This is a genomic window from Rhodoplanes elegans (genome assembly GCF_016653355.1).
Lineage (GTDB): Bacteria > Pseudomonadota > Alphaproteobacteria > Rhizobiales > Xanthobacteraceae > Rhodoplanes > Rhodoplanes elegans.
Genome location: NZ_NHSK01000156.1, coordinates 63,801 through 84,593, shown reverse-complemented (window position 1 = coordinate 84,593; position 20,793 = coordinate 63,801). Strand labels below are relative to the sequence as shown.

The 20,793-nt window shown below is 57.5% G+C and carries 16 protein-coding genes and 4 pseudogenes; 8 read left to right on the top strand and 12 right to left on the bottom strand.

What is annotated here, in order from left to right:
- Positions 1-126: 126 nt before the first annotated feature.
- On the top strand, positions 127-1,965 hold the full coding sequence (locus CCR97_RS19790) for a PHA/PHB synthase family protein (RefSeq protein WP_244670569.1): 1,839 nt from the start codon (positions 127-129) through the stop codon (positions 1,963-1,965).
- A gap of 77 nt (positions 1,966-2,042) precedes the next feature.
- On the opposite strand, the gene CCR97_RS19785 is transcribed toward CCR97_RS19790, so the two are convergent.
- The 4 genes from CCR97_RS19785 to ligD (CCR97_RS19770) form a co-directional block, all read right to left on the bottom strand.
- Positions 2,043-2,876 carry a universal stress protein gene (locus CCR97_RS19785; RefSeq protein WP_170145637.1) on the bottom strand — a complete coding sequence of 278 codons (834 nt, stop codon included), beginning with the start codon at positions 2,874-2,876 and terminating at the stop codon, positions 2,043-2,045.
- Between the two features lie 163 nt (positions 2,877-3,039).
- Positions 3,040-3,642 carry a DNA polymerase ligase N-terminal domain-containing protein gene (locus CCR97_RS19780; RefSeq protein ID WP_111355035.1) on the bottom strand — a complete coding sequence of 201 codons (603 nt, stop codon included), beginning with the start codon at positions 3,640-3,642 and terminating at the stop codon, positions 3,040-3,042.
- Positions 3,602-4,555, bottom strand: coding sequence for a non-homologous end-joining DNA ligase (gene ligD / locus CCR97_RS19775; protein WP_201159772.1), 954 nt, complete (start codon positions 4,553-4,555; stop codon positions 3,602-3,604). The genes CCR97_RS19780 and ligD (CCR97_RS19775) overlap by 41 nt, the downstream gene beginning before the upstream one ends.
- Entirely contained in the window at positions 4,556-5,581 is a 1,026-nt protein-coding gene (gene ligD / locus CCR97_RS19770) for a non-homologous end-joining DNA ligase (RefSeq protein WP_245428668.1), read from the bottom strand.
- Between the two features lie 253 nt (positions 5,582-5,834).
- On the opposite strand from ligD (CCR97_RS19770), the gene CCR97_RS19765 reads away from it, so the two are divergent.
- The 4 genes and pseudogenes from CCR97_RS19765 to CCR97_RS19750 all read left to right on the top strand — a co-directional run.
- Positions 5,835-6,497 (top strand): BON domain-containing protein, encoded by a 663-nt coding sequence (locus CCR97_RS19765; RefSeq protein ID WP_111355046.1) that lies wholly within the window; start codon positions 5,835-5,837, stop codon positions 6,495-6,497.
- A 194-nt stretch (positions 6,498-6,691) separates the two neighbouring features.
- Positions 6,692-7,345 (top strand): BON domain-containing protein, encoded by a 654-nt coding sequence (locus CCR97_RS19760; RefSeq protein ID WP_111355034.1) that lies wholly within the window; start codon positions 6,692-6,694, stop codon positions 7,343-7,345.
- A gap of 100 nt (positions 7,346-7,445) precedes the next feature.
- Positions 7,446-7,988 (top strand): Hsp20/alpha crystallin family protein, encoded by a 543-nt coding sequence (locus tag CCR97_RS19755; protein WP_111355033.1) that lies wholly within the window; start codon positions 7,446-7,448, stop codon positions 7,986-7,988.
- 258 nt (positions 7,989-8,246) lie between these two features.
- Positions 8,247-8,663: pseudogene (locus CCR97_RS19750) on the top strand (helix-turn-helix domain-containing protein); the annotation flags it as partial.
- 50 nt (positions 8,664-8,713) lie between these two features.
- On the opposite strand, the pseudogene CCR97_RS19745 reads toward CCR97_RS19750, so the two are convergent.
- A pseudogene (locus tag CCR97_RS19745) lies at positions 8,714-9,643 on the bottom strand (IS3 family transposase); the annotation flags it as partial.
- A gap of 64 nt (positions 9,644-9,707) precedes the next feature.
- On the opposite strand from CCR97_RS19745, the gene CCR97_RS19740 reads away from it, so the two are divergent.
- Positions 9,708-10,754, top strand: coding sequence for an IS110 family RNA-guided transposase (locus CCR97_RS19740; RefSeq protein WP_111355031.1), 1,047 nt, complete (start codon positions 9,708-9,710; stop codon positions 10,752-10,754).
- Positions 10,755-10,986: 232 nt separating this feature from the next.
- On the opposite strand, the pseudogene CCR97_RS19735 reads toward CCR97_RS19740, so the two are convergent.
- Positions 10,987-11,250 (bottom strand): annotated as a pseudogene (locus tag CCR97_RS19735) (transposase); the annotation flags it as partial.
- Positions 11,251-11,281: 31 nt separating this feature from the next.
- Here CCR97_RS19735 and CCR97_RS19730 point away from each other — a divergent pair.
- A pseudogene (locus tag CCR97_RS19730) lies at positions 11,282-11,827 on the top strand (integrase core domain-containing protein); the annotation flags it as partial.
- Here CCR97_RS19730 and CCR97_RS19725 read toward each other — a convergent pair.
- From CCR97_RS19725 to dnaK, 4 genes are all read right to left on the bottom strand, one after another.
- On the bottom strand, positions 11,778-12,116 hold the full coding sequence (locus tag CCR97_RS19725) for an NADH dehydrogenase ubiquinone Fe-S protein 4 (RefSeq protein WP_111355030.1): 339 nt from the start codon (positions 12,114-12,116) through the stop codon (positions 11,778-11,780). The pseudogene CCR97_RS19730 and the gene CCR97_RS19725 sit on opposite strands and share 50 nt — an antisense overlap.
- 72 nt (positions 12,117-12,188) lie before the next feature.
- Positions 12,189-12,722 carry a nucleotide exchange factor GrpE gene (locus CCR97_RS19720; protein ID WP_170145636.1) on the bottom strand — a complete coding sequence of 178 codons (534 nt, stop codon included), beginning with the start codon at positions 12,720-12,722 and terminating at the stop codon, positions 12,189-12,191.
- 11 nt (positions 12,723-12,733) lie between these two features.
- The gene (clpB, locus tag CCR97_RS19715; protein WP_111355028.1) at positions 12,734-15,322 is read right to left on the bottom strand and encodes an ATP-dependent chaperone ClpB; all 2,589 of its coding nucleotides are present in this window, start codon (positions 15,320-15,322) and stop codon (positions 12,734-12,736) included.
- Positions 15,323-15,373: 51 nt separating this feature from the next.
- On the bottom strand, positions 15,374-17,260 hold the full coding sequence (gene dnaK, locus CCR97_RS19710) for a molecular chaperone DnaK (RefSeq protein ID WP_111355027.1): 1,887 nt from the start codon (positions 17,258-17,260) through the stop codon (positions 15,374-15,376).
- Positions 17,261-17,491: 231 nt separating this feature from the next.
- Here dnaK and CCR97_RS19705 point away from each other — a divergent pair, with 231 nt between their 5' ends.
- Positions 17,492-18,277: an LOG family protein gene (locus tag CCR97_RS19705; protein WP_111355026.1), complete on the top strand. Its 786-nt coding sequence runs from the start codon at positions 17,492-17,494 to the stop codon at positions 18,275-18,277.
- 79 nt (positions 18,278-18,356) lie between these two features.
- Here the strand turns inward: CCR97_RS19705 and CCR97_RS19700 are convergent, their stop codons facing one another.
- Complete coding sequence (locus tag CCR97_RS19700) at positions 18,357-20,045, bottom strand: cation:proton antiporter domain-containing protein (protein ID WP_111355025.1); 1,689 nt, start codon at positions 20,043-20,045, stop codon at positions 18,357-18,359.
- Positions 20,046-20,138: 93 nt separating this feature from the next.
- Positions 20,139-20,783 (bottom strand): MarC family protein, encoded by a 645-nt coding sequence (locus CCR97_RS19695; RefSeq protein ID WP_111355024.1) that lies wholly within the window; start codon positions 20,781-20,783, stop codon positions 20,139-20,141.
- Positions 20,784-20,793: the final 10 nt, after the last annotated feature.

Genomic DNA, 20,793 nt, shown 5'->3' with positions numbered 1-20,793 from the left:
ACTGCGATCGGAACGAGGCTGTTGGCATCTGTCAATGTTTTCCTCACTTCGGATCGGTTCGACGGGTGACGTGCCGTAGTATCTACCCTTGACGACCAGGACCTTGTGATGGTTGGGACGCTCTCGATGGACGACATGAGTAAAAACCCCTCGCTTGAGGGTGGCGCCCCAGTGACAAAAGAGCGTGTCAAGACGGATGTGCAAACACGGCATGCGGATGCAGGCCAAGGCATGGATCGAGCATCCGATGTTGCCTGGCGCAGCATCGACCGCGTCTTTCGAGCTCGTATTGGGCGGCTTACCGCCGGCATAAGCCCGGTTGGGCTTTCAGAGGCATACTTTGATTGGCTTGGGCATCTTTGGATGTCGCCGGGGAAACAGGCGCAGCTTGTCGAGAAGGCATGGCGGAAGGCGGGCCGAATCGGATTGTATTGGATGCAATGTATCAGTGCATCCAACCCTTCGCCCTGTATCGATCCTCTTCCGCAGGACGACCGTTTCGTTGCCGCTGAATGGCAACAGTGGCCGCACAAATTGATTTATCAGAACTTCTTGCTGCATCAGCAATGGTGGCACAATGCCACCACCGGCGTCGACGGAATCGACAAACATCACGAGCGGGTGGTCGAATTCGTTACTCGCCAGCTCCTCGACGTGGTATCGCCTTCAAATATTCCATGGCTCAATCCGGAGGTCAGCACTGCTACAATTAAGCAGGGCGGATTGAATCTGGTCAGGGGGATGCGGCATTTTCACGAGGATTGGTTGCGTTTGGTCGGTGGTAGGCCTCCGGTCGGAGCCGAGCAATTCAAAGTGGGCGTGAACGTCGCTGTTACGCCGGGCAAAGTGGTCTATCGGAATCGCCTTATCGAGCTCATTCAATATTCGCCGACTACCGATGATGTCTATGCCGAACCCGTACTCATCGTTCCGGCATGGATCATGAAATACTATGTCCTCGATCTTTCCCCGCATAATTCGCTTGTTCGATATTTAGTCGAACGCGGGCATACGGTATTTATGATCTCATGGAAGAATCCAACCGGATCGGATCGCGATCTTGGCATGGACGATTATCGCGAACTTGGCATTATCGCTGCACTCGGGGCAATCGACGCAATCTGCGATCATCGCAAAACGCACGCGGTCGGTTATTGCCTTGGTGGAACATTATTGGCGATCGCTGCGGCCGCGATGGCGCGAAATGGAGTAGATCGGTTTGCAAGCATCACGTTGCTGGCAACGCTGGTCGATTTCACCGATCCGGGCGAACTCGGCTTGTTCATCAGCGAAAGCGAAGTTTCGTTCCTGGAGAGCATGACATGGGAACAGGGCTATCTTGACACGCATCAGATGGCCGGCGCGTTCCAGCTGCTTCGGTCGAACGATTTGATCTGGTCGCGCGCGCTGCGCAGTTATCTGCTGGGCGTAAGGCCGCCAATGAACGACTTGATGGCATGGAACGCTGACGCGACCCGACTACCTTATCGCATGCATTCTGAATATCTCCGGCGCCTTTATCTGGACAATGATCTTGCCAGCGGCCGCTATAAAGTTGGCGGTCGGACGATCTTCCTGACGGACATTCGGATTCCAATTTACGCGGTTGGAACAGAAAAAGATCATGTCGCGCCTTGGCGGTCCGTGTTCAAACTCCACCATTTGACCGATACCGACGTCACTTTTGTGCTTACGACAGGCGGTCACAATGCCGGTATCGTGAGTGAACCTGGCCACAAGAACCGCAGTTTCCAGATGGCGACAAAGAATACAGCCGATCGCGATACTGATCCGGAAACATGGATGACGACCGCACCCCGCTTTGAAGGGAGCTGGTGGCCTACGTGGCAGTCTTGGCTGGCTCGTCACTCGACCGGGCGGGTCGCGCCACCGCCACTTGGGAACATGGCAATCGGCCTTGCCCCAATTGCCGATGCGCCCGGCACCTATGTTCTTGAACGTTAGATCGACTGTTCCCCAACGTGAATGGGTAACCTTCGACCGCCTCTTAACCTCCTAAATACAATTTGTATTAGGTTTAATTAATGCGCCATGAGAAGCGGCACCGGCGAATTGTGCATCAAATGATAAGTCACGCCGCCGAGAAGCATCTCGCGAAGGCGAGTATGGCCGTATCCGCCTAGAACGATCAAGTCACTTCTCTTTTTCTTGGCTTCCGCGAGCAATGTTTCGCCTACATTACCGTTCCGGCATTTGACTCGATGGAGTTCCGCCGCGACGCCATGGTGCTTCAAATGCTTTTTGATCGCGTCCCCCTCGGTTCCTTCCATCTTTTTGCGGTGCTCGTCGGCAACCATCACGACCGACACGTCCTTCGCTATCCGCAAATATGGCATTGCTTCAGCCACAGCCCGCGTCGATTCGCGGCTCGCGTTCCACGCGACCAGAACCCGGTCGAAAACAATGGATTTTGGGCGCTCGACTTCGGGGACCAACAAAATATGCCGGCCTGATCCGAACAGGATGCCCTCGACGAGGCGGTCAGGATCTTGCGAGCCGTTGGGTCTGATTAAGACGAAAGTGTCGGCACATCTGGCTTCGCGAACGGCAACATCTGCAATGTCTGATCCCAGAATATCAAACCTGCGAAGCTCGATGGCTACGTCGTACCGCCTTAATCGGTCGACGATGGTCTTTTCCATCTTGTCACCGGAGGCGCGCGCCTGGTCCATCAGCGCTGCGATGCCGACCGCACCTGTGAGGTCGCCATCGATCGGTGCTGGAGGTGGCGGCAATATGTTGAAAAACAAACCTGTTGCGTAACCTTTAAACTGCCGGACGATATCGAGGACCGCGGCCAGGCGAACCTCATCCGAAACGCTTCCGTCAAGCCAAGTGATAACATCTTTGATCATCAGGGTTCTCGCGAATCGATGCGTTAACGCACCCCACTGAGGACAACTGCATGATGGCATGAGGCCCGAGTGCAAGTCTTGACAACTGTCAAGATGGGGCCCCGCCGGTTCCGCTCGTCTTGGGGGCTAGCCAACCCCCACCACAACCTACATATTTTGCAGGTTAAGGTCCGCGCTGTCGGCGCGAACGACCTTCCGCAATTTCCTCAAGAGTGCGTCCGGTCATCACTGAGCGATCAAGAGACGCCTGTTCGATATTCCACGAAGTGGCGGCGAATTCGTCTTTTTGCTTAATCAGCAGCCAAGCATCTCCTTGATCACGTCTGCCGGACCGGGCGGCAATCTGTATCAGTGCAAATCCGCCCCGGAGTTTGACGCCATCGAGCACAAATTCAATTTTTCCGTTGGCCAACTGAACCTCAATCGACTCGTCATGTTGTGGGCGATAGTCACCTTTATCCCATACCATCACTACGCCGGCACCATATTCACCCTCCGGGATCACGCCTTCAAATGTCGCGTATTCCAGAGGATGATTTTCAGTTCTGAGGGCGAGACGTTTCTGTCTGGGGTTCATCGAGGGGCCTTTGGGGATCGCCCACGATGCCAACACACCTCCGACCTCAAGCCTGAACTCGTAATGCAGATGGCTCGCGCTGTGCTTCTGTACGACAAATGTGCGCCCCCGGTGCAAGGCGCGCAAACGTCCCGCCGGTTCTGGCGTTTTAGCGAAGTTTCGCTTTTTGCGGTACTCTGACAGAGACACCGAGCAACTCCAACTTACGCCATGCACTCCCGAGCGCGCTTGCGCGGCGCCGAAAATCAGCCCATGGATCAATCATTCCATCGAGCCTTTTGCGTATGTCTCGAAGAGTTACGCCATCCGGCCGCAAAGTTTTGGAGCGCACCTCTTCCCAGAAGAGCGGAATCGACAATGGAGCGTTGGGCCGCGCTCTCACCGCATAAGGCGGCGCCACGGTCTGAGCGTAAGCATTGCGATTGATATCGAGGAACACGCGCCCATGTCGCGAGCCAGTGCGCTGCTGTAGAGTTCGCTGACTTGGCTCTTGCATCACAACAATCGTCGCGACCGCGCGAGCGAAGGTGCGCACTGACTCGAATGACTCGGTTCGCTTAAGCGGCACGATGACATGCAATCCCCGCGAACCGGTGGATTTGACATAGGCCGACAGCGTCAATTCTTGAAGGAGTTCTTTGAGAGCTAATGCCGCTGCCCTAACCCAGTCGAACGTATCGGCCGAAGGATCGAGGTCAAACACCATTTGGTCTGGATATTCGAGCTTGTCAACTCGGCTGAGCCATGCATGTGGTGTGATGCATGCCTGATTTGCCAAATACACCAGCAGGGCCACGTCATTGCAAATCACATGACGGGCTATGCCTCCTTGTTTCTTTTGAACCGCAATCGTTTTGACCCAGTCAGGAAAATAGGACGGCACAGATTTCTGAAAAAACCCAGTCTGTTCTATACCATTCGGATAGCGCTCCATGGCAATTGGCCGTTCACGCAGAAACGGAAGAATCCGTGGCCCCACCCACCGGTAATAGTCAATGAGATCCCGCTTGCTGATATGACCGTCCGCAAACAGCAACTTAGCCGGATTTGTAACCGCTATCTCGTGTCCTTCAACACGCAATCGCAATTCGCTCGCGCCCACTCAACTCTCCCGCACCACTTCTGAGGGCCGCTTGTCATCACGTAAACCGAGAAACCGCGGGTGCCGTAGCCGGCCATCCTTGGTCCATTCTGTGAAAGCAATCTGCGCGACAAGCTTCGGTTTGACCCAGTAGACGCCTCGTTGCGGGATATTGTAGTCGGCAAACGGCGAGACATTCGTTTCGATACTTCGAAGTCGCTGTGTAAGACTTCTCAACGTTGCATTATCGAATCCGGTTCCAACCTTTCCCGCATAATGAAGTCGTCCATCTCGGTACACTCCTAGAAGCAAAGCGCCGAAACCTATCCGATGTCCTTGGGGCTCTGTATATCCGCCGACAACAAACTCCTGGCCTTGCTCACACTTGAACTTCAGCCAGTCCCGCGTTCGCTTCGAGACATATTGGCTGCTGCTATTCTTCGCGATAATCCCTTCCCAGCCGTTGCGGCACGCATCGCGGTAATAGGCTTCGCCATCCTTCTCACGATGCGCGGTGAACCTCAATCGGTGCCCGAATGGGAATGCGTCGTGGAGCAGTGCTTTACGATGACGAAGGGATACGCGCCGCAAATCATAACCGTTCAAATAAAGAAGGTCGAACAAGTAGAAATAGACGGGGACTTGCCGTATCAAAGATGTCGACGAATTCTCGACCTGCATTCGTTTCTGAAGCTCTGTAAAGCTCGTAATGCCGTTGCTAAATGCGACGATTTCGCCATCGGCGATGAAAGAGTTGATTTCGCACCGCTCAAATGCCGGCGCTAGCTCTGGATATCTGTCATTTAGCCGCTTCCTATTGCGAGAGAAGAACGCCAAATCGCCGTCGTGGCCAAACACGAGGCAGCGTTCTCCATCCCACTTCGGTTCGAAAAGCCAGCCCTCTCTCGAAAAGCGTTCCTGCGTGAGGGTCGCCAGCATTGGCGAAATCCATTTTGGTTGCGGGCTCTTGCGTGCCTTGGTTCGTACTGCTTCCGGCAGCGCCGCTAGGAGTGCCCCTGCCATGATATTAATCTCGATCTGCCGCACTCACCGAGCTTGAATTCGGTCCCGACATAATGCGATTGCAAACGCGCCCCCTGATCGCAACGCTCTCGTTGCGGTCGTACGACACGAGCCCCAAAAAAGTTCTACTCTTCAGACAAATAGCATTCTACGAGGTAGATGCTTTTAATAAGCACAGGGCTATGGCTTCATTGACAACCGTCAATGCAGCCGCATGCGGGACCGTGCAAAAAACACATTGGGACGCTTGTGTCCGGCTCAGCATGGAGGCACGATGATGGTTTCCATTTTTCACACGGATTCGACGATCAAGCGCGATGTCGAAGACGAGATCAAGTACGATCCCTCGATAGATGACAGCAGCCATATTGCGGTCGCCGTCAAGGATGGCGTCGTGACCCTGACGGGGTTCACGAAGACATACATGGACTCTTACTACGCCGAGAAAGCGGCGAAGCGGGTGGCCGGCGTCAAGGGAGTGGCCAACGACATTCAGGTGCGGTTGGCCAGCGAACGAACCGATCCGGAGATTGCCGAGGAGGCTGTCAAGGCGCTCAAACGGGATCTGCCGACGACTTCTGATGAGATTAAGGTCGTCGTAAAGAACGGCTACCTTACGCTCGAAGGCGACGTGGAATGGTTCTATCAAAAGGAATGGGCAGAGCGTGCTGTACGCTCGATCAAGGGCGTTAAGTCGATTTCCAACCTCATTCATGTCAAACCGCGCGTCAGCCCAAGCGACGTCAAACGCAAGATCGAGGACGCGCTGGTCCGCAGCGCCAAAGTCGACGCTGACAAGATTGTTGTTGACGTCGACGGCAGCAAGGTCACCTTGAGAGGAACGGTGCGATCCTGGGCGGAACGGCAGGAAGCGGAGCGCTCCGCGTGGGCCGCTCCTGGGGTCAGCAGCGTGACCAACAACATCGCGATCTCACCGTAGTGTGCGCTTCTTTATCGCTCCCGTCCCAAGACAGCGGGACGGGAGCGATTTTGATCAAACTCTCGCCCCCGCGGGGCAAGCGCCCGTCGCTGATTTGTCAAACGGTGCCCCATCGCGAAATTGATTGGCGTCAATGTCTGACAGGAGGCGTTTGGGATAAGAGCTTTAGCGAACCTGTATTCAGAGGGCTGTCCATGCGCGACGATCGCGAGATTAAACGGGACGTCGAGGAAGAACTGCGGTGGGACCCGGCCATCAACGCAACTGACATCGCCGTTGCGGTTAAGGATGGTGTTGTGACGCTCACGGGCTTTGTGCGAAGCTACAATGAAAAGTTGGAAGCCGAAGTCGCAGCGAAGCGCGTAACTGGCGTCCACGCCTTAGCCAATGATATCGAGGTGCGATTGCCGAGCATCACGGAAAGACCTGATCCGGAAATCGCCCGCGATGCCGTCGCGGCAATTAAAACTCAACTGCCTGGCTCCTGGGAGAACATCAAGGTCGTCGTAAAGGCTGGATGGGTCACACTTGAAGGTGAAGTCAGGTGGGATTATCAACGAAATATTGCGGCGAACTCAGTCCGTGGTTTGCGCGGCGTCAAGGGCCTAAGCAACCTGATCACGGTGAAGGGCAACATCGCCCCCAAAGAGGTAAAGAGACGCATTGTTGCCGCGCTACACAGGAGCGCCCAGGTCGATGCAGAACGCATTACGATCGATACAAGCGGAAGCAAGGTCGTTCTCAGAGGTACTGTTCGTTCCTGGGCGGAGCGAGAGGAAGCAGAACGAGCCGCGTGGGCCGCTCCTGGGGTCACCGATGTCGAAAACAGCATCACGGTTAGCAATTGACGGCGGGCGAATTTACCTATTGCAACACGAATGTGGGTGCAGAGTCCATTCGTTTGAGCCTGCACGATAGGGTTATGAATCATCGTAGGAGGACACAGTCATGGCTGAAACGGCAACAAAACTACCAGCTCAAAGCGAAGAGAAAAAAAGTGACAAAGGAGCATTGGCGCAGACGTGGCGGCCCTTCGAAAGCCTGCGTCGTGAAGTTGATCGCCTTTTCGAGGAGTTCGATCGGGGCTCCTGGCGCCTTCCCTTTCGTCGTTCGGCTTTCGATGCAGACCCATTTTGGCGGCGAGAGCTGACTTTGGCCGCAACCCCGGCCGTTGATATTGTCGAAAAGGACAATACCTACGAAATCAGTGCCGAGCTTCCTGGGCTGGACGAGGAAAATATCGAGGTCAAAGTTTCTAACGGCACTTTGACCATTCGCGGCGAAAAGCAAGAAGATAAAGAAGAAAAGAAAAAGGGATACTATCTGCGCGAGCGGCATTTCGGATCGTTTGAACGCCACTTCCGGATTCCCGAGGGCGTTGACGCCGACAAAATCGATGCCCGCTTCAAAAAGGGCGTACTCACCGTGACGCTTCCGAAGACCCCCGAGGCGCAGAAGCCGGAAAAGAAGATCGAAGTGAAGACTGTTTAGTGGCATCCCAGTTTTCTGGGCAGATCGGAGTAAGGTGCGGCGGCTCATTGGCGTGCAGACCTCCGCTGGCGGTTCACTAGTCTAACATCGCGGCTTCGCTTCAAACGGCCTCGTAAGCCGCGGAATAGCCGCAAGCGCTCTCACGCGCCTTTATGCGGTTACTTCCGGTTAGCTAGGTGTGAGCTTTCAGTAGGTTGTTCATCCGGTCCTGACCGAGGACGCTGAGGTTGCTGAGACTTCAGTGATTCGGAGGACCGGATGAACGTGCACAGGAATGCCCGGCTGACGCCGCGCGGTCGAGAGCGGATTGTACGACAGGTTGCGAGCGGGCAGACGCCGGAGGCCGTCGCGGAAGCCGCAGGCGTCTGCCCGCGGACCATTCGCAAATGGGTTGATCCGTACCGCCGCGAAGGCTTGGCGGGATTGCAGGACCGGTCATCCCGGCCGCATCGATTGCGCAAACCGACGCCCCTGGCAGTAATCGAGGAGATCGAGCGGCTGCGCCGGCAGCGCTGGACCGGCAAGCAGATCGCCGCACAGACCGGCGTTTCACCTGCTACTGTCAGCCGCGTTCTGCGTCGGCTGGGGCTGAACAAGCTCAGTGCGCTTGAGCCGGCCGAAGCGATCCGGCGCTATGAACGCGAGAAACCGGGCGAACTAATCCATCTCGATATTTAAAAGCTCGGCCGGATCGGTTCCGTAGGCCATGACGTTGCCCCCAAGTTTCATCCGGCGGCGAGTGGAGTCCGGCGGTTGGCCTGGCCGTGTTGCGTGACGAGAGCGAGGGTCTGCGGCGCGGAGCTGGCCAGGTTGCGCAGCGCCGGAGACCATCGCGGATCCAGGGTGGCGGCATAGACAGCTGGGGCAAGCCAGCCGAGCCGCGAGTGAGGTCGGGCTAGGTTGTAGTCGCCGCGCCAGCCCTCGAGGGCGGCGCGGGCGTGGACGAGCGAGCGGAACAGGGTCTCGTTCAGAAGCTCATCGCGAAGACGGCCATTGAAGCTTTCTACAAAAGCGTTCTGGATCGGCTTGCCGGGCGCGATGTAGTGCCAGGCGACGCGGCTGTCATCGGCCCAGCGCAGGATGGCGTTCGAAGTCAGCTCGGTGCCGTTGTCGCTCACGATCATCCGGGGCTTGCCTCGCGTCGCAATCAGCCGGTCGAGCTCGCGTGCGACCCTGACGCCTGAGATCGAGGTATCGGCGACAAGCGCCAGGCATTCTCGAGTGCAGTCATCGACGACGGCGAGGATGCGGAAGCGCCGGCCGTCTCCAAGTTGGTCGTGCACGAAGTCGAGCGACCAGCGCACATTCGGTCCGTCCGGCCGCATCATCGGCGCCCGGGTTCCGACCGCACGCTTGCGGCCGCCTCGCCGGCGCACCATCAGCCGCTCCTCCTGGTAGAGCCGGAACAGGCGCTTGTGGTTGACCGCATGACCTTCCCGGCGCAGCAGCACGTGCAGGCGCCGGTAGCCGAACCGTCGGCGTTCATGGGCCAAGGCCTTCAGCCGCTCGCGTAAGGCCACGTCATCCGACCGGGTGGAGCGATACCGCACCATCATGCGATCAACCTCAATCACCGTGCACGCCCGCCGCTCGCTCACTGCGAACCTGGTCCGCAGATGCGCGACCGCCTCTCGCTTGGCGGCGGGCGTCACCATTAATGAGATGGTCCGCCCCGTCCTCCCGCCCCACTGTGGGGCACCGGAAACAGGAGGACTCGAGATGATTCGCAACAAACCCCAGGCTGCTGTCTATGGCGTCGATCTCGGCAAGAATCTCTTTCACGTGGTCGGCACTGATGCGACCGGCAATATCGTCCAGCGCGTAAAGTTCCGACGCGAGACTCTTATGGCCTTCTTCGAACGCGCCGAGCCGTCCCTCGTCGGGATGGAGGCATGCCCCGGCTCGCAGTGGCTGGCGAGGAAGCTTCAGGCGCTCGGCCACACCGTGCGCATCATTCCAGCCCAGTTCGTTAAGCCCTATGTGAAGTCGCACAAGAACGATACGATTGACGCAGAGGCTATCGCTGAGGCGGTCACCCGCCCCACAATGCGTTTTGTCGAGGTCAAGCGGGTCGACCAGGTTGACCTGCAGGCACTCCACCGCATTCGCGACCAGATGGTCGGACACCGAACGAAGCTGATTTGCCAGATGCGCGCGTTCTGTCTTGAGTTTGGCATCCCGATCCGCCAGGGGGTAGGCGCGTTCAAGATCACGTTGCCGACAATCCTGGCCGACAGCTCGAACGATTTGAGCGCGACCATGCGGCGCCTGCTCACGGAGCTCTTCAATGATCTTAAGGGGTTAGAGGCGCGAATTGCTGAAATCGGCCGAGACATCGAAGCAGCGGCTGCCGACAGCGAACTGGCGAAGCGATTAATGACGATCCCCGGCATTGGGCCGCTCGGTGCTACCGCCCTACTCGCCGCCGCCGGCAATGGCCAGCAGTTCAAAAGGGCGAGAGACTTGGCTGCGTGGCTCGGATTGGTTCCACAGCAGCACTCGACTGGGGGAAAATCGTTGCTTCTCGGCATAAGCAAGCGAGGCAATCGTTACGTTCGTCGGCTCTTGGTCCACGGTGCGCGATCATGCGCCATGCACCTCGACCGATCGAAGGACCGCCTCGGCCTTTGGATCAACCAACTTCAGTCGAGGATGCACATCAACAAAGTCGTCGTGGCGCTTGCAGCAAAGATTGCTCGCATCGCCTGGGTAGTCATGAATCGACCAGGAGCTCTCTACCAGCAGCGCGGACACGCGGTCTCGTAGGAGCTCCGGTCGTAGATTGCGAGGTTCGAGGAGGATGACGAGACAGCCGATCGGCGCACCGTAAGCTCTGGCAAAAAAACGTGCCTGTGCACGAACCATTATTTGAGAACGATGCGCGCGGATCTCATCATGGCCTGGCTGCAACAGCAGCTCGCTCGCGAGAGGCCGGATACATTTACGCAACTGTCTTCGTCGTCACGCGCCAAGAACCTTGCACGGACGGGGCGGACCATACATTTTTTGACAGCATGTCCTTCAGCGCCGCGTTGTCCAGCATGGCATCGGCCAACAGCTTCTTCAGGCGAGCGTTCTCGTCCTCCAGCCCCTTGAGGCGCCTCGCCTCGCTCACCTCGAGTCCCCCGAACTTGGCCTTCCAGTTGTAGAAGGTCGCCTGGCTGATGCCGTGCTTGCGGCACAGATCGGCCGTCGGCGTTCCAGCCTCGTGCTCCTTCAGCACCCCAACAATCTGCTCTTCCGTGAACCTGCTGCGCTTCATCGTCCGGTCCTTCTCAAAAGGCCGGACTCCAGTTCACCGCGGATTACGTCAGAGGGGCAACGTCAGCCATCGCATCACCGGTCGATATCCTGGCGCGGTCAATCGCCATCACGGCATCGGTTGGGAGTGTTTCCACGTCTGCATCGACGATGCCTCGCGGGTCGCCTTCGTCCAGGTCATGGCCGACCAGCGCAAGCAGAGTGCGGTCGCCTTCCTGGAAGCCGCCGTCGCCTACTACGCGAAGCTTGGCGTCCGTATCGAGCGCGTGATGACCGACAACCGCTCCTGTTATCGATCAAAGCTGTTCCGGGCCGTCTGCAAACGGCTCAGCCTTCGTCAAATCTTCACCAGGCCCTATACCCCGAAGACCAACGGAAAAGCCGAGCGCTTCATTCAAACTGCGCTGCGTGAATGGGCCTACGCTCGCGCTTACAACAACTTGGATCAGCGATCCGCAGAGCTGCTCCATTGGCTCCATCGCTACAACTGGCATCGGCCACATGGTAGCCTGAAGGCCAACACACCTATCAGCCGCCTCGGTCTGTCCGAGGACAACCTGTTGAGGCTCCACGGCTAGGCCGGTCGCTCGGAGACCCTGTCAGCGGCCTTCGAGTTGGAGGATCGATCACCCGATAATCCCACCCATTCTTTTCCGCAAAACCGACGGCACTTTGGCAATCCGGGAACTCAAGACGAATCGAGGTAAAGGGATCACTGCTTCCAGTCCATCCCATCAACGGCTCGATAAACGGCGCAGCGCTTCGCTCGAACTCCAGTACCCACCGGCGCCGACCAGGACCAGACTGCGTCACCGAGCGTTCGGCTCTGTATATGAGCACTGGCGGAACGCCTTCCGGCACGGCCATATCGGTACCGGGCAGCTTCGGCCATCCCTTGGAGCGATTGTGATCGCGATCCGCCGACATGCCGTATCAATCCTACAATATGGACCCTTGGTCCATGGGTGGCTGCTTTTTTGATACGACCACTCGTGCTGGCCTCAGCAGCCGGTCATGGATCATATAACCGTCCTCCAGCACTTGTGTTACCATTCCCGGCGGATGCGATGCATCGTCGGCTTCCATCAGCGCCTCATGCAGGGATGGGTCGAATCGTTGCCCGGATGCAACGATCTTCTTTACGCCAAATCGCTCCAGCGTCTGGAGAAATAGTCGCAAGGTCGTCTCGACACCTTCTAATAGCGCATCGTTCTCCGAAGATTGTGCTGTCTTTCTCGCTTCGAGCACACGCTGAAGGTTATCGATGACCGGCAATAGCTCGCGTGCGAGTTCTGCGACAGCAAACTTGCGCGTATCCTCAGCCTTTCGATCAGCTTGGCGCCTTGCATTTTCAGCATCAGCCAACGCTCTTAGAAGACGGTCTTTCAGAGACGCGTTCTCGGACAATAGCGTCGCGACGTCGGTGGCTTCGGTCGCGACCGCCTCATCCTCTATGCTGTGTGGAGATGACATTGTCACACACTCTATGCTGCCTGCGCCAATTTCGACCCATTAATCGCAATCTGGCCGTCCACCACAGTCACCTTGACCGTGTCGCCGTCCTTGACCTTTCCGGACAGCAGCATGCTCGCTAGCGGATTCTGAAGTTGCCGCTGAATAACGCGCTTCAGCGGCCGCGCTCCATACACGGGATCGTAACCGGTGTTGCCGAGCCATGTCTTCGCCGTCTCGTCCACTTCAAGCGTGATCTTGCGATCCGCCAGCAGCGACTGCAGGTGCCGAAGCTGAATGTCGACAATCCGCTTCATTTCGCTGCGGCCGAGCCGGTTGAACAAGATGATCTCATCGAGCCGGTTGAGGAATTCCGGGCGGAAGGAGCGACGCACGACTTCCATGACCTGCTCGCGCGCGGCCTCGGCCGGTTTCCCTTCGGGGAGCGCGGCCAGATATTCGGCCCCCAGATTTGAGGTGAGCACGATGATCGTATTGCGGAAATCGACGGTGCGGCCTTGTCCGTCGGTGAGCCGCCCGTCGTCGAGCACCTGCAGCAGGATGTTGAAAACATCGCTGTGCGCCTTCTCGATCTCGTCGAACAGGATCACCTGGTAGGGGCGCCTACGGACGGCTTCGGTCAGGGAACCGCCTTCCTCATAGCCAACATAGCCTGGAGGCGCGCCGATGAGTCGGGCTACCGAATGCTTTTCCATGTATTCGGACATATCGATGCGAACCATCGCCTGTTCGTCATCGAACAGGAATTGCGCAAGCGCCTTGCAAAGCTCCGTCTTGCCGACGCCGGTGGGGCCCAAGAACAGGAATGAGCCAATCGGCCGGTGCGGATCCTGAAGACCCGCCCGGGCGCGCCGCACGGCATCCGCGACCACGACAATTGCCTGATCCTGACCGACGACGCGCTCGCGCAGCTTGTCTTCCATATGGAGCAGCTTCTCTCTCTCTCCCTCCATCATTTTATCGACCGGGATACCGGTCCACCGCGACACCACCTCGGCGATCTCCTCGGCTGTCACCTCCTGCTTGAACATGCGTCCTTGCGCAGGAGTTTCGGCGAGCTTCTTCTCGAGCTGCGGGATAATGGAATACATAAGCTCGCCAGCGCGCGTCAGATCGCCGCGCCGCTGCACGCTCTCCAGCTCGCTGCGCGCCTGGTCGAGTTGCTCTTTGATCTTTTGGACCGAAGCGAGTTTTTCCTTCTCCGCCTTCCAAATCGAGGTGAGATCGGCCGATTTCTTTTCCAGCTCGGCGATTTCCTGATCGACTTTCTTGAGACGTTCCTTCGATGCCTCGTCCGTCTCTTTCTTCAAAGCCTCGCGTTCGATCTTAAGCTGAATGATGCGGCGGTCGATTTCGTCGACTTCCTCCGGTTTGGAATCGGCCTCCATGCGGACACGACTGGCCGCCTCATCCACAAGGTCGATGGCCTTGTCAGGCAAAAATCGGTCTGTGATGTAGCGATTGGATAAGGTCGCGGCGGCTACAATCGCCCCATCGGTAATACGAACGCCGTGATGAACCTCGTATTTTTCCTTGAGGCCGCGCAAGATCGAAATCGTTTCCTCGACCGACGGCTCGCCGACAAACACCGGCTGAAAGCGCCGAGCCAGTGCTGCGTCCTTTTCGATGTGCTTGCGATATTCGTCGAGCGTTGTTGCGCCGATGCAATGCAGTTCGCCGCGAGCAAGCGCCGGCTTGAGCATGTTGGAGGCGTCCATCGCCCCTTCCGCCTTGCCGGCGCCGACCAGGGTGTGGAGCTCGTCGATGAACAGAATGACGTCGCCCGCGCTGCTAAGTTCCTGCAGCACGGCCTTTAGGCGCTCTTCGAATTCACCGCGATATTTGGCCCCCGCGAGCAACGCTCCGAGATCGAGCGCCAGCAGCCGACGGCTTTTCAAGGCTTCCGGCACGTCGCCCTTGACGATGCGCTGCGCCAAGCCCTCCACGATCGCCGTTTTTCCGACTCCTGGCTCGCCGATGAGGACCGGGTTGTTCTTGGTTCGTCGCGATAGCACCTGAATCGTGCGCCGGATCTCTTCATCACGTCCGATCACGGGATCGAGCTTGTTCTGGCGTGCCTCCTCGGTGAAATCGCGCGTGTATTTCTTGAGCGCGTCATAGCCCTGTTCGGCCGATGCCGTGTCTGCGGTCCGTCCTTTCCGGATGTCGCTGATCGCCTTGTTGAGCGCCTGAGGCGTGACACCCGCGCGCTTGAGAAGATCGCCAACGGCGCCGCTCGCCATTGTCAGAGCCAGCAGCATATATTCTACGGTAATGTAGGCATCTCCGGCCTTCTGCGACAATTGCTCGGCCTGGTCGAACAACCGTGCCGTCTCCGGAGCGAGATAAATTTGGCCGGCGCCGCTGCCTTCGACTTTTGGCAGCTTTTGCAGCTCCTGTTCGGTCGCTTGTTTAACCTGGGCACCGGCCCCGGCACCCGCAGCGGCACCAATCAGATTGAGGGCGAGCAGGTCTTCATCGTCCAGCAACGCTTTCAGCATATGAACCGGCGTGAGTTGCTGGTGCCCGCTTCGCAGCGCGAGCGATTGCGCGGATTGCACCAGCGCTTTGAGCCGGTCGGTGTATTTCTCAATCTGCATGGCAGCACTCTTCGTTTCTGTCGGCGCGTTGTTAAGAAATAAGCGTTGCGGTTAACCGGATTTTCGCTTGTCCACTTCTTCGAATTCGGCATCCACAACGTCCGAATCCGGCGAACCGGACGTCCCAGATGATGTACCGGCCCCGCCGCCTGCTGGCTGTAGCCGCGTTGCCGCTTGCGCGAGCGTTTCCGTCGCCTGTCGGATGCGATTGACGTCCTCACCAGCCATGGCGTCCTTGGCGGCTGAAATGGCCTGTTCGACCGCGGTCTTCACGTCGGCCGGGACTTGATTTCCGATCTCGTGGAGACGTTTTTCGGCGCCGTAAATTGTAGCGTCCGCCTGGTTGCGGGCCTCCACCAGCTCCTTGCGGCGCTTGTCTTCCTCCGCATGTGCCTCCGCTTCCTTGACCATCCGCTGGATGTCGGCTTCGGTTAGCCCGCCGGAAGCTTGGATGCGAATCGTTTGCTCCTTGCCGCTGGCCTTGTCCTTGGCGGAGACGTTGACGATGCCGTTGGCATCGATATCGAAAGTGACTTCGATCTGGGGTAGTCCTCGCGGGGCGGGCGGAATTCCGACTAGATCGAATTGTCCAAGCAGCTTGTTGTCAGCCGCCATTTCGCGCTCGCCCTGAAACACGCGGATCGTCACCGCAGTCTGGTTGTCCTCGGCGGTCGAGAATACCTGGCTGCGCTTGGTCGGAATTGTCGTGTTGCGCTCGATGAGCTTTGTCATGACGCCCCCGAGCGTCTCAATGCCGAGCGAAAGCGGCGTCACATCGAGAAGAAGGACATCCTTGACGTCGCCTTGCAGAACGCCCGCCTGAATCGCCGCACCGACCGCCACGACTTCATCGGGATTGACGCCCTTGTGCGGTTCCCGCCCAAACAGCTTCTGCACCGTCTCCTGAACCTTCGGCATGCGTGTTTGGCCACCAACCAGAACGACTTCGTCGATTTGAGAGGCCGCGATGCCGGCGTCCTTCAGCGCCGCTTGACATGGCGGCACCGTTTTCTGAACGAGGTCGTCGACTAGCGCCTCCAGTTTGGCGCGGGACAGCTTGATCGTGAGATGCTTCGGACCGTGCTGGTCGGCGGTGATGAACGGCAGATTGACTTCGGTCTGCGTCGCGCTTGACAGCTCGATCTTGGCTTTCTCAGCGGCGTCCTTCAGGCGCTGGAGGGCGAGCCGGTCGCCGCGAAGATCGATGCCGTTCTCCTTTTTGAACTCATCCGCCAAGTAATCGATGATCCGCTTGTCGAAGTCTTCGCCTCCCAGAAAAGTGTCACCATTCGTCGATTTGACCTCGAATACTCCGTCGCCAACCTCAAGGACTGAAATATCGAAGGTTCCGCCGCCAAGATCGTACACCGCGATCTTGCCGGTGCCCTTCTTTTCGAGACCATAGGCCAATGCTGCTGCCGTCGGCTCGTTGATAATACGCAGCACTTCGAGCCCGGCAATCCGGCCTGCATCCTTGGTGGCTTGACGCTGGGCATCGTTGAAATACGCAGGAACCGTGATGACCGCCTCGGTCACCTTGGTGCCAAGATAGGCCTCCGCGGTCTCCTTCATTTTTGTGAGGATGAATGCGCTGATCTGGCTTGGGCTGTATTTCTTGCCACGGACCTCGACCCAGGCATCGCCATTAGGGCCAGGAACGATCTTGTAGGGCACCATGCCCTTGTCCTTCTGCGTCATTGGGTCGTCGTAGCGGCGACCGATCAGACGCTTAATTGCAAAGATCGTGTTTTCGGGATTGGTAATGCTTTGACGCTTGGCAGGTTGCCCGACAAGAACCTCTCCCGTATCGGTGAAGGCCACCATGGAGGGGGTAGTGCGCGCGCCTTCGGCGTTCTCGATCACTTTTGCCTGATTGCCCTCCATGACGGCAACGCATGAATTGGTCGTTCCCAGATCGATCCCGATCGCCTTCGCCATCACGTTCTCCTCTCGTTCCGGGGACGAATCCGACCGATTGTCAGATGTCTAGCCCGATTTCAGCGTCGCTTGCTCTTCAAACACTTTGCGTGTCCGATCACGTTGACGGGTATCAAGATTCCGTTCATTCGGTCAGCATTCTGCGTCCGATTTTCTGAAGCGGCAACTGGATATCCGGGCCCGGAAGCAGCGAAGCGCAGAATCTTAGTATGTCACCCCGAGGACCTTCCGATGGCGGCGCAAACGACCCCTGCCGACAACAGAAACCAGCTCCAGTCCCAGACCTACCAGCTCGCCGCACTGGACCAGGACTTCATTCTTGGCGAGTCGACACGCGGCATCCGGCTTCAGCTTGAGTACGCCAAGGTAGAGGAGGCTCTGCGTGCATGGGGCGTGCGCTCGACGGTAGTCGTGTTTGGTAGTGCGCGCGTACACGAAGGTGGCCCGCCCAGACACGCGGCCTGGTACCGGCAGGCTCGAGAATTTGCTCGTATCGTCTCGGAACGCGCCGGCGCGAAGACCGCCAATGGTCCAGTCAGGGACAACGTGATTGCAACCGGCGGAGGGCCGGGCTTGATGGAGGCCGCCAACCGAGGCGCGTTTGAGGCCGGTGCACCTTCGATCGGGTTCAACATTACGCTTGTTCACGAACAGCAGCCCAATGCCTACTCGACACCAGAGCTAACATTCCGCTTTCAGTATTTTGCGATACGAAAAATGCATCTCGCCATGCGAGCCAACGCGCTTGTGGTATTTCCAGGAGGATTTGGCACGCTGGATGAAATGTTTGAGATCCTGACGCTGAAGCAGACTGCCATACTTTCGCAGATTCCGATCCTTCTTTTCGATCAATCCTATTGGCGATCGCTACTAAATCTTGATGTTCTGGTGTCGGAAAGCTTGATCGCGCCCCAGGATACAAGCCTTTTTATGTTCGCGAACGATGTGGAACAGGCGTGGACGTTGCTGAAGCAGCATCTGTTATGCGCTTTTTCGCCACGTCAAGACTCTCCATGACATCTGTCTACGGCCTCGAAGCTGCGTCGTAAACTAACATCACGTCCTATTCAGTTGCACGATCAGACCCGCCCGATGTTCAATCGCCTGAGAGTTCCCGGCTCAATTGCGAGAAAAGCGCCTCAAGGCGATCGCGGGCCAACCCAACTTCCAGCAAACATTGCCTCGCAAGGGCCAGCCCAGCGGCAACATGCTCATGAAACACGCTGACATTTTCGACGGTCGCAAGTTCCTCCGCAGCCGCTTCAGTTCGTGCACTGGCCAGCAAAGCCAAGTGCGGGCTGCGCTGTCGCAATGCGGACAGTATCCGCAGAGCTGACCGGTGCTGGTGGAAGGTGACGACAACCGCCCGGGCGCGCTCCACACCGGCAGCTTCCAGAGTTGCGATCCGGCTCGCATCTCCGAGGATCACCGGCAATCCCATCTCTTTGGCTTGCACAAAAGGTTCGTAGCGCGTGTCGAACAGAAGATGAGGTATACCGGCTTTCCAGAGCGCTTTTGACACAATTCGACCCAGGGATCCGGCGCCGCAAATTAACACGTGGTTTTGCATCCCCCTCGATTGATCGAATCCTTCCATCTCTTCAAGCTGCGGTGGATGCCGCTGCCTGTGGGCACCAAATACGAGCCGCGTTATGCGATCATGTTCGCGAATCAAAAGCGGCGCGGCCGCCATCGATAAGGCGATCGCAAGCAGCATGGGCTGGCCGATAGTTGTCGGCACAACGCCTGCGCTCATACCCAAGCTCGTCAGCAACAAGCCGAATTCTCCGCTGTGACCGAGTATGACTGCGCCTCTCCCGGCGTCGAGCCAGCTTAGCTTCGCGAGGCGCAGCGCGAACCCGTTGACCAGCATTTTGCCTGGCACAAGCACAGCAAGCCAAAACAGAACGCTTAGCGGTGATTGGGTGATTAGGCCGAGGTTCAGTTGCATCCCGGTCGTAATAAAAAATAGCCCCACCATCAAATCGCGGAACGGGCGAATATCGTCCTCGATGCGATGCCGGAAGTCACTCTCGCCTAAAACGAGGCCGGCGATAAAAGCGCCCAAAGCCGGAGAGATACCCAGGTGATGGCTTATCCATGCGGTCGTTAGAACGAGAAAGATCGAGGCGAGCAGAAATGCTTCAGCATGGCCGCGGCGCGCAACCCATGCAAGCGATCGATAAAGTATCGGTTTTCCCACTACGATGACGGTGCCGAGGATTGCTAGGATTCGAACCACCTCAATCAAAATCGCGGTACCGGCCCCGGTCCGACTAGCCAGCAATGGAAGGGCAGCGAGAAGGGGAGCGGCCATAATGTCCTGGAATAGCAGAACCGCCATGCTGGTTCGGCCATGGCGCGTGGTAAGCTCACCCTGATCAGCCAATTGTTTGGCGCAAATCGCCGTTGATGACACCACTGCGGCGGCCCCGATAATGACGGCTGCGTTTGGAGAGGCGCCGAGCAAATACGCCACTCCTCCGAATGCGGCGCTGCCCAAAATAACCTGTAGCCCACCGGCCGACAGAACACGCCAGCGTGTGGCCCAAAGTTCGGCGACGGATAGTTCGAGGCCGACCGTGAACATCAGCAAAATGACGCCGATCTCGGCCAGAAACGTCAATGCTTCACCCGGCTGCACGAGCCTCCCGACTGACGGACCAATCATGATGCCGGCGAGAAGATAACCAAGGAGCGTTGGAATTCGAATTCGAGCGCACAGACCGGCTGCAACAGCGGCTGCGGCGACCAACGTGACCGATATAGCGAGAAGGCTTTGCATACGCTTTATCGTACCAGCTGTGCTTCGGAGACGAATTGCGAGACCGCGATCGATCTAGAGACCGACCGCTGGCCAATAGGTCCTCAGAGATCTTCACGCCCCAAACGGCTTCAGAATCGCAATATAAGCAGCAAGCCCGTCGAGCATATATTGAATGGCGAGCCCAGCAAGCACGATGCCGAAAACGCGTCCTATAACATTGACGCCTGTCAATCCGAGCACGGTCATCAGTCGCGATGCAAAGATGAAGACCAACAGGCAAAGCAGCAACACAGAGATGAGGACAGACATTGCAATAAGCTGAATCAGGAAATCGCTGCCTGCCTTTCCCATAATAAGAAGAACGGATGTCATTGCGCCGGGACCAGCAATCAGTGGAACCGCAAGCGGGAAAACCGCTATGTCCGCGCTTTCTTCTGCCTCGTCTTCTTCGGCCTTGGTTGCGGTCCGTAGTCCGCTTGGGCGCACAAGAATCATGTCGATCGAAAGCAGCAGAAGCAACAGGCCTCCGGCAATTCGAAACGCCGGGAGCGATATGCCCAGAAAACGAAAAACAGTGTCGCCGGCAAACGCAAACGCGATCAAAATTACGGAAGCGAGAATGATGGCACGAACTGCAATTTGCTTCCGGATGCCGACGCTCTTCTTTCCGGTCAAAGCCATAAAGATCGGGAGAATCCCGAGCGGATCTATCACCACAAAGAATGTGACAAATGCGGTGATGACGAATTCCAGCATTGCCGACGCT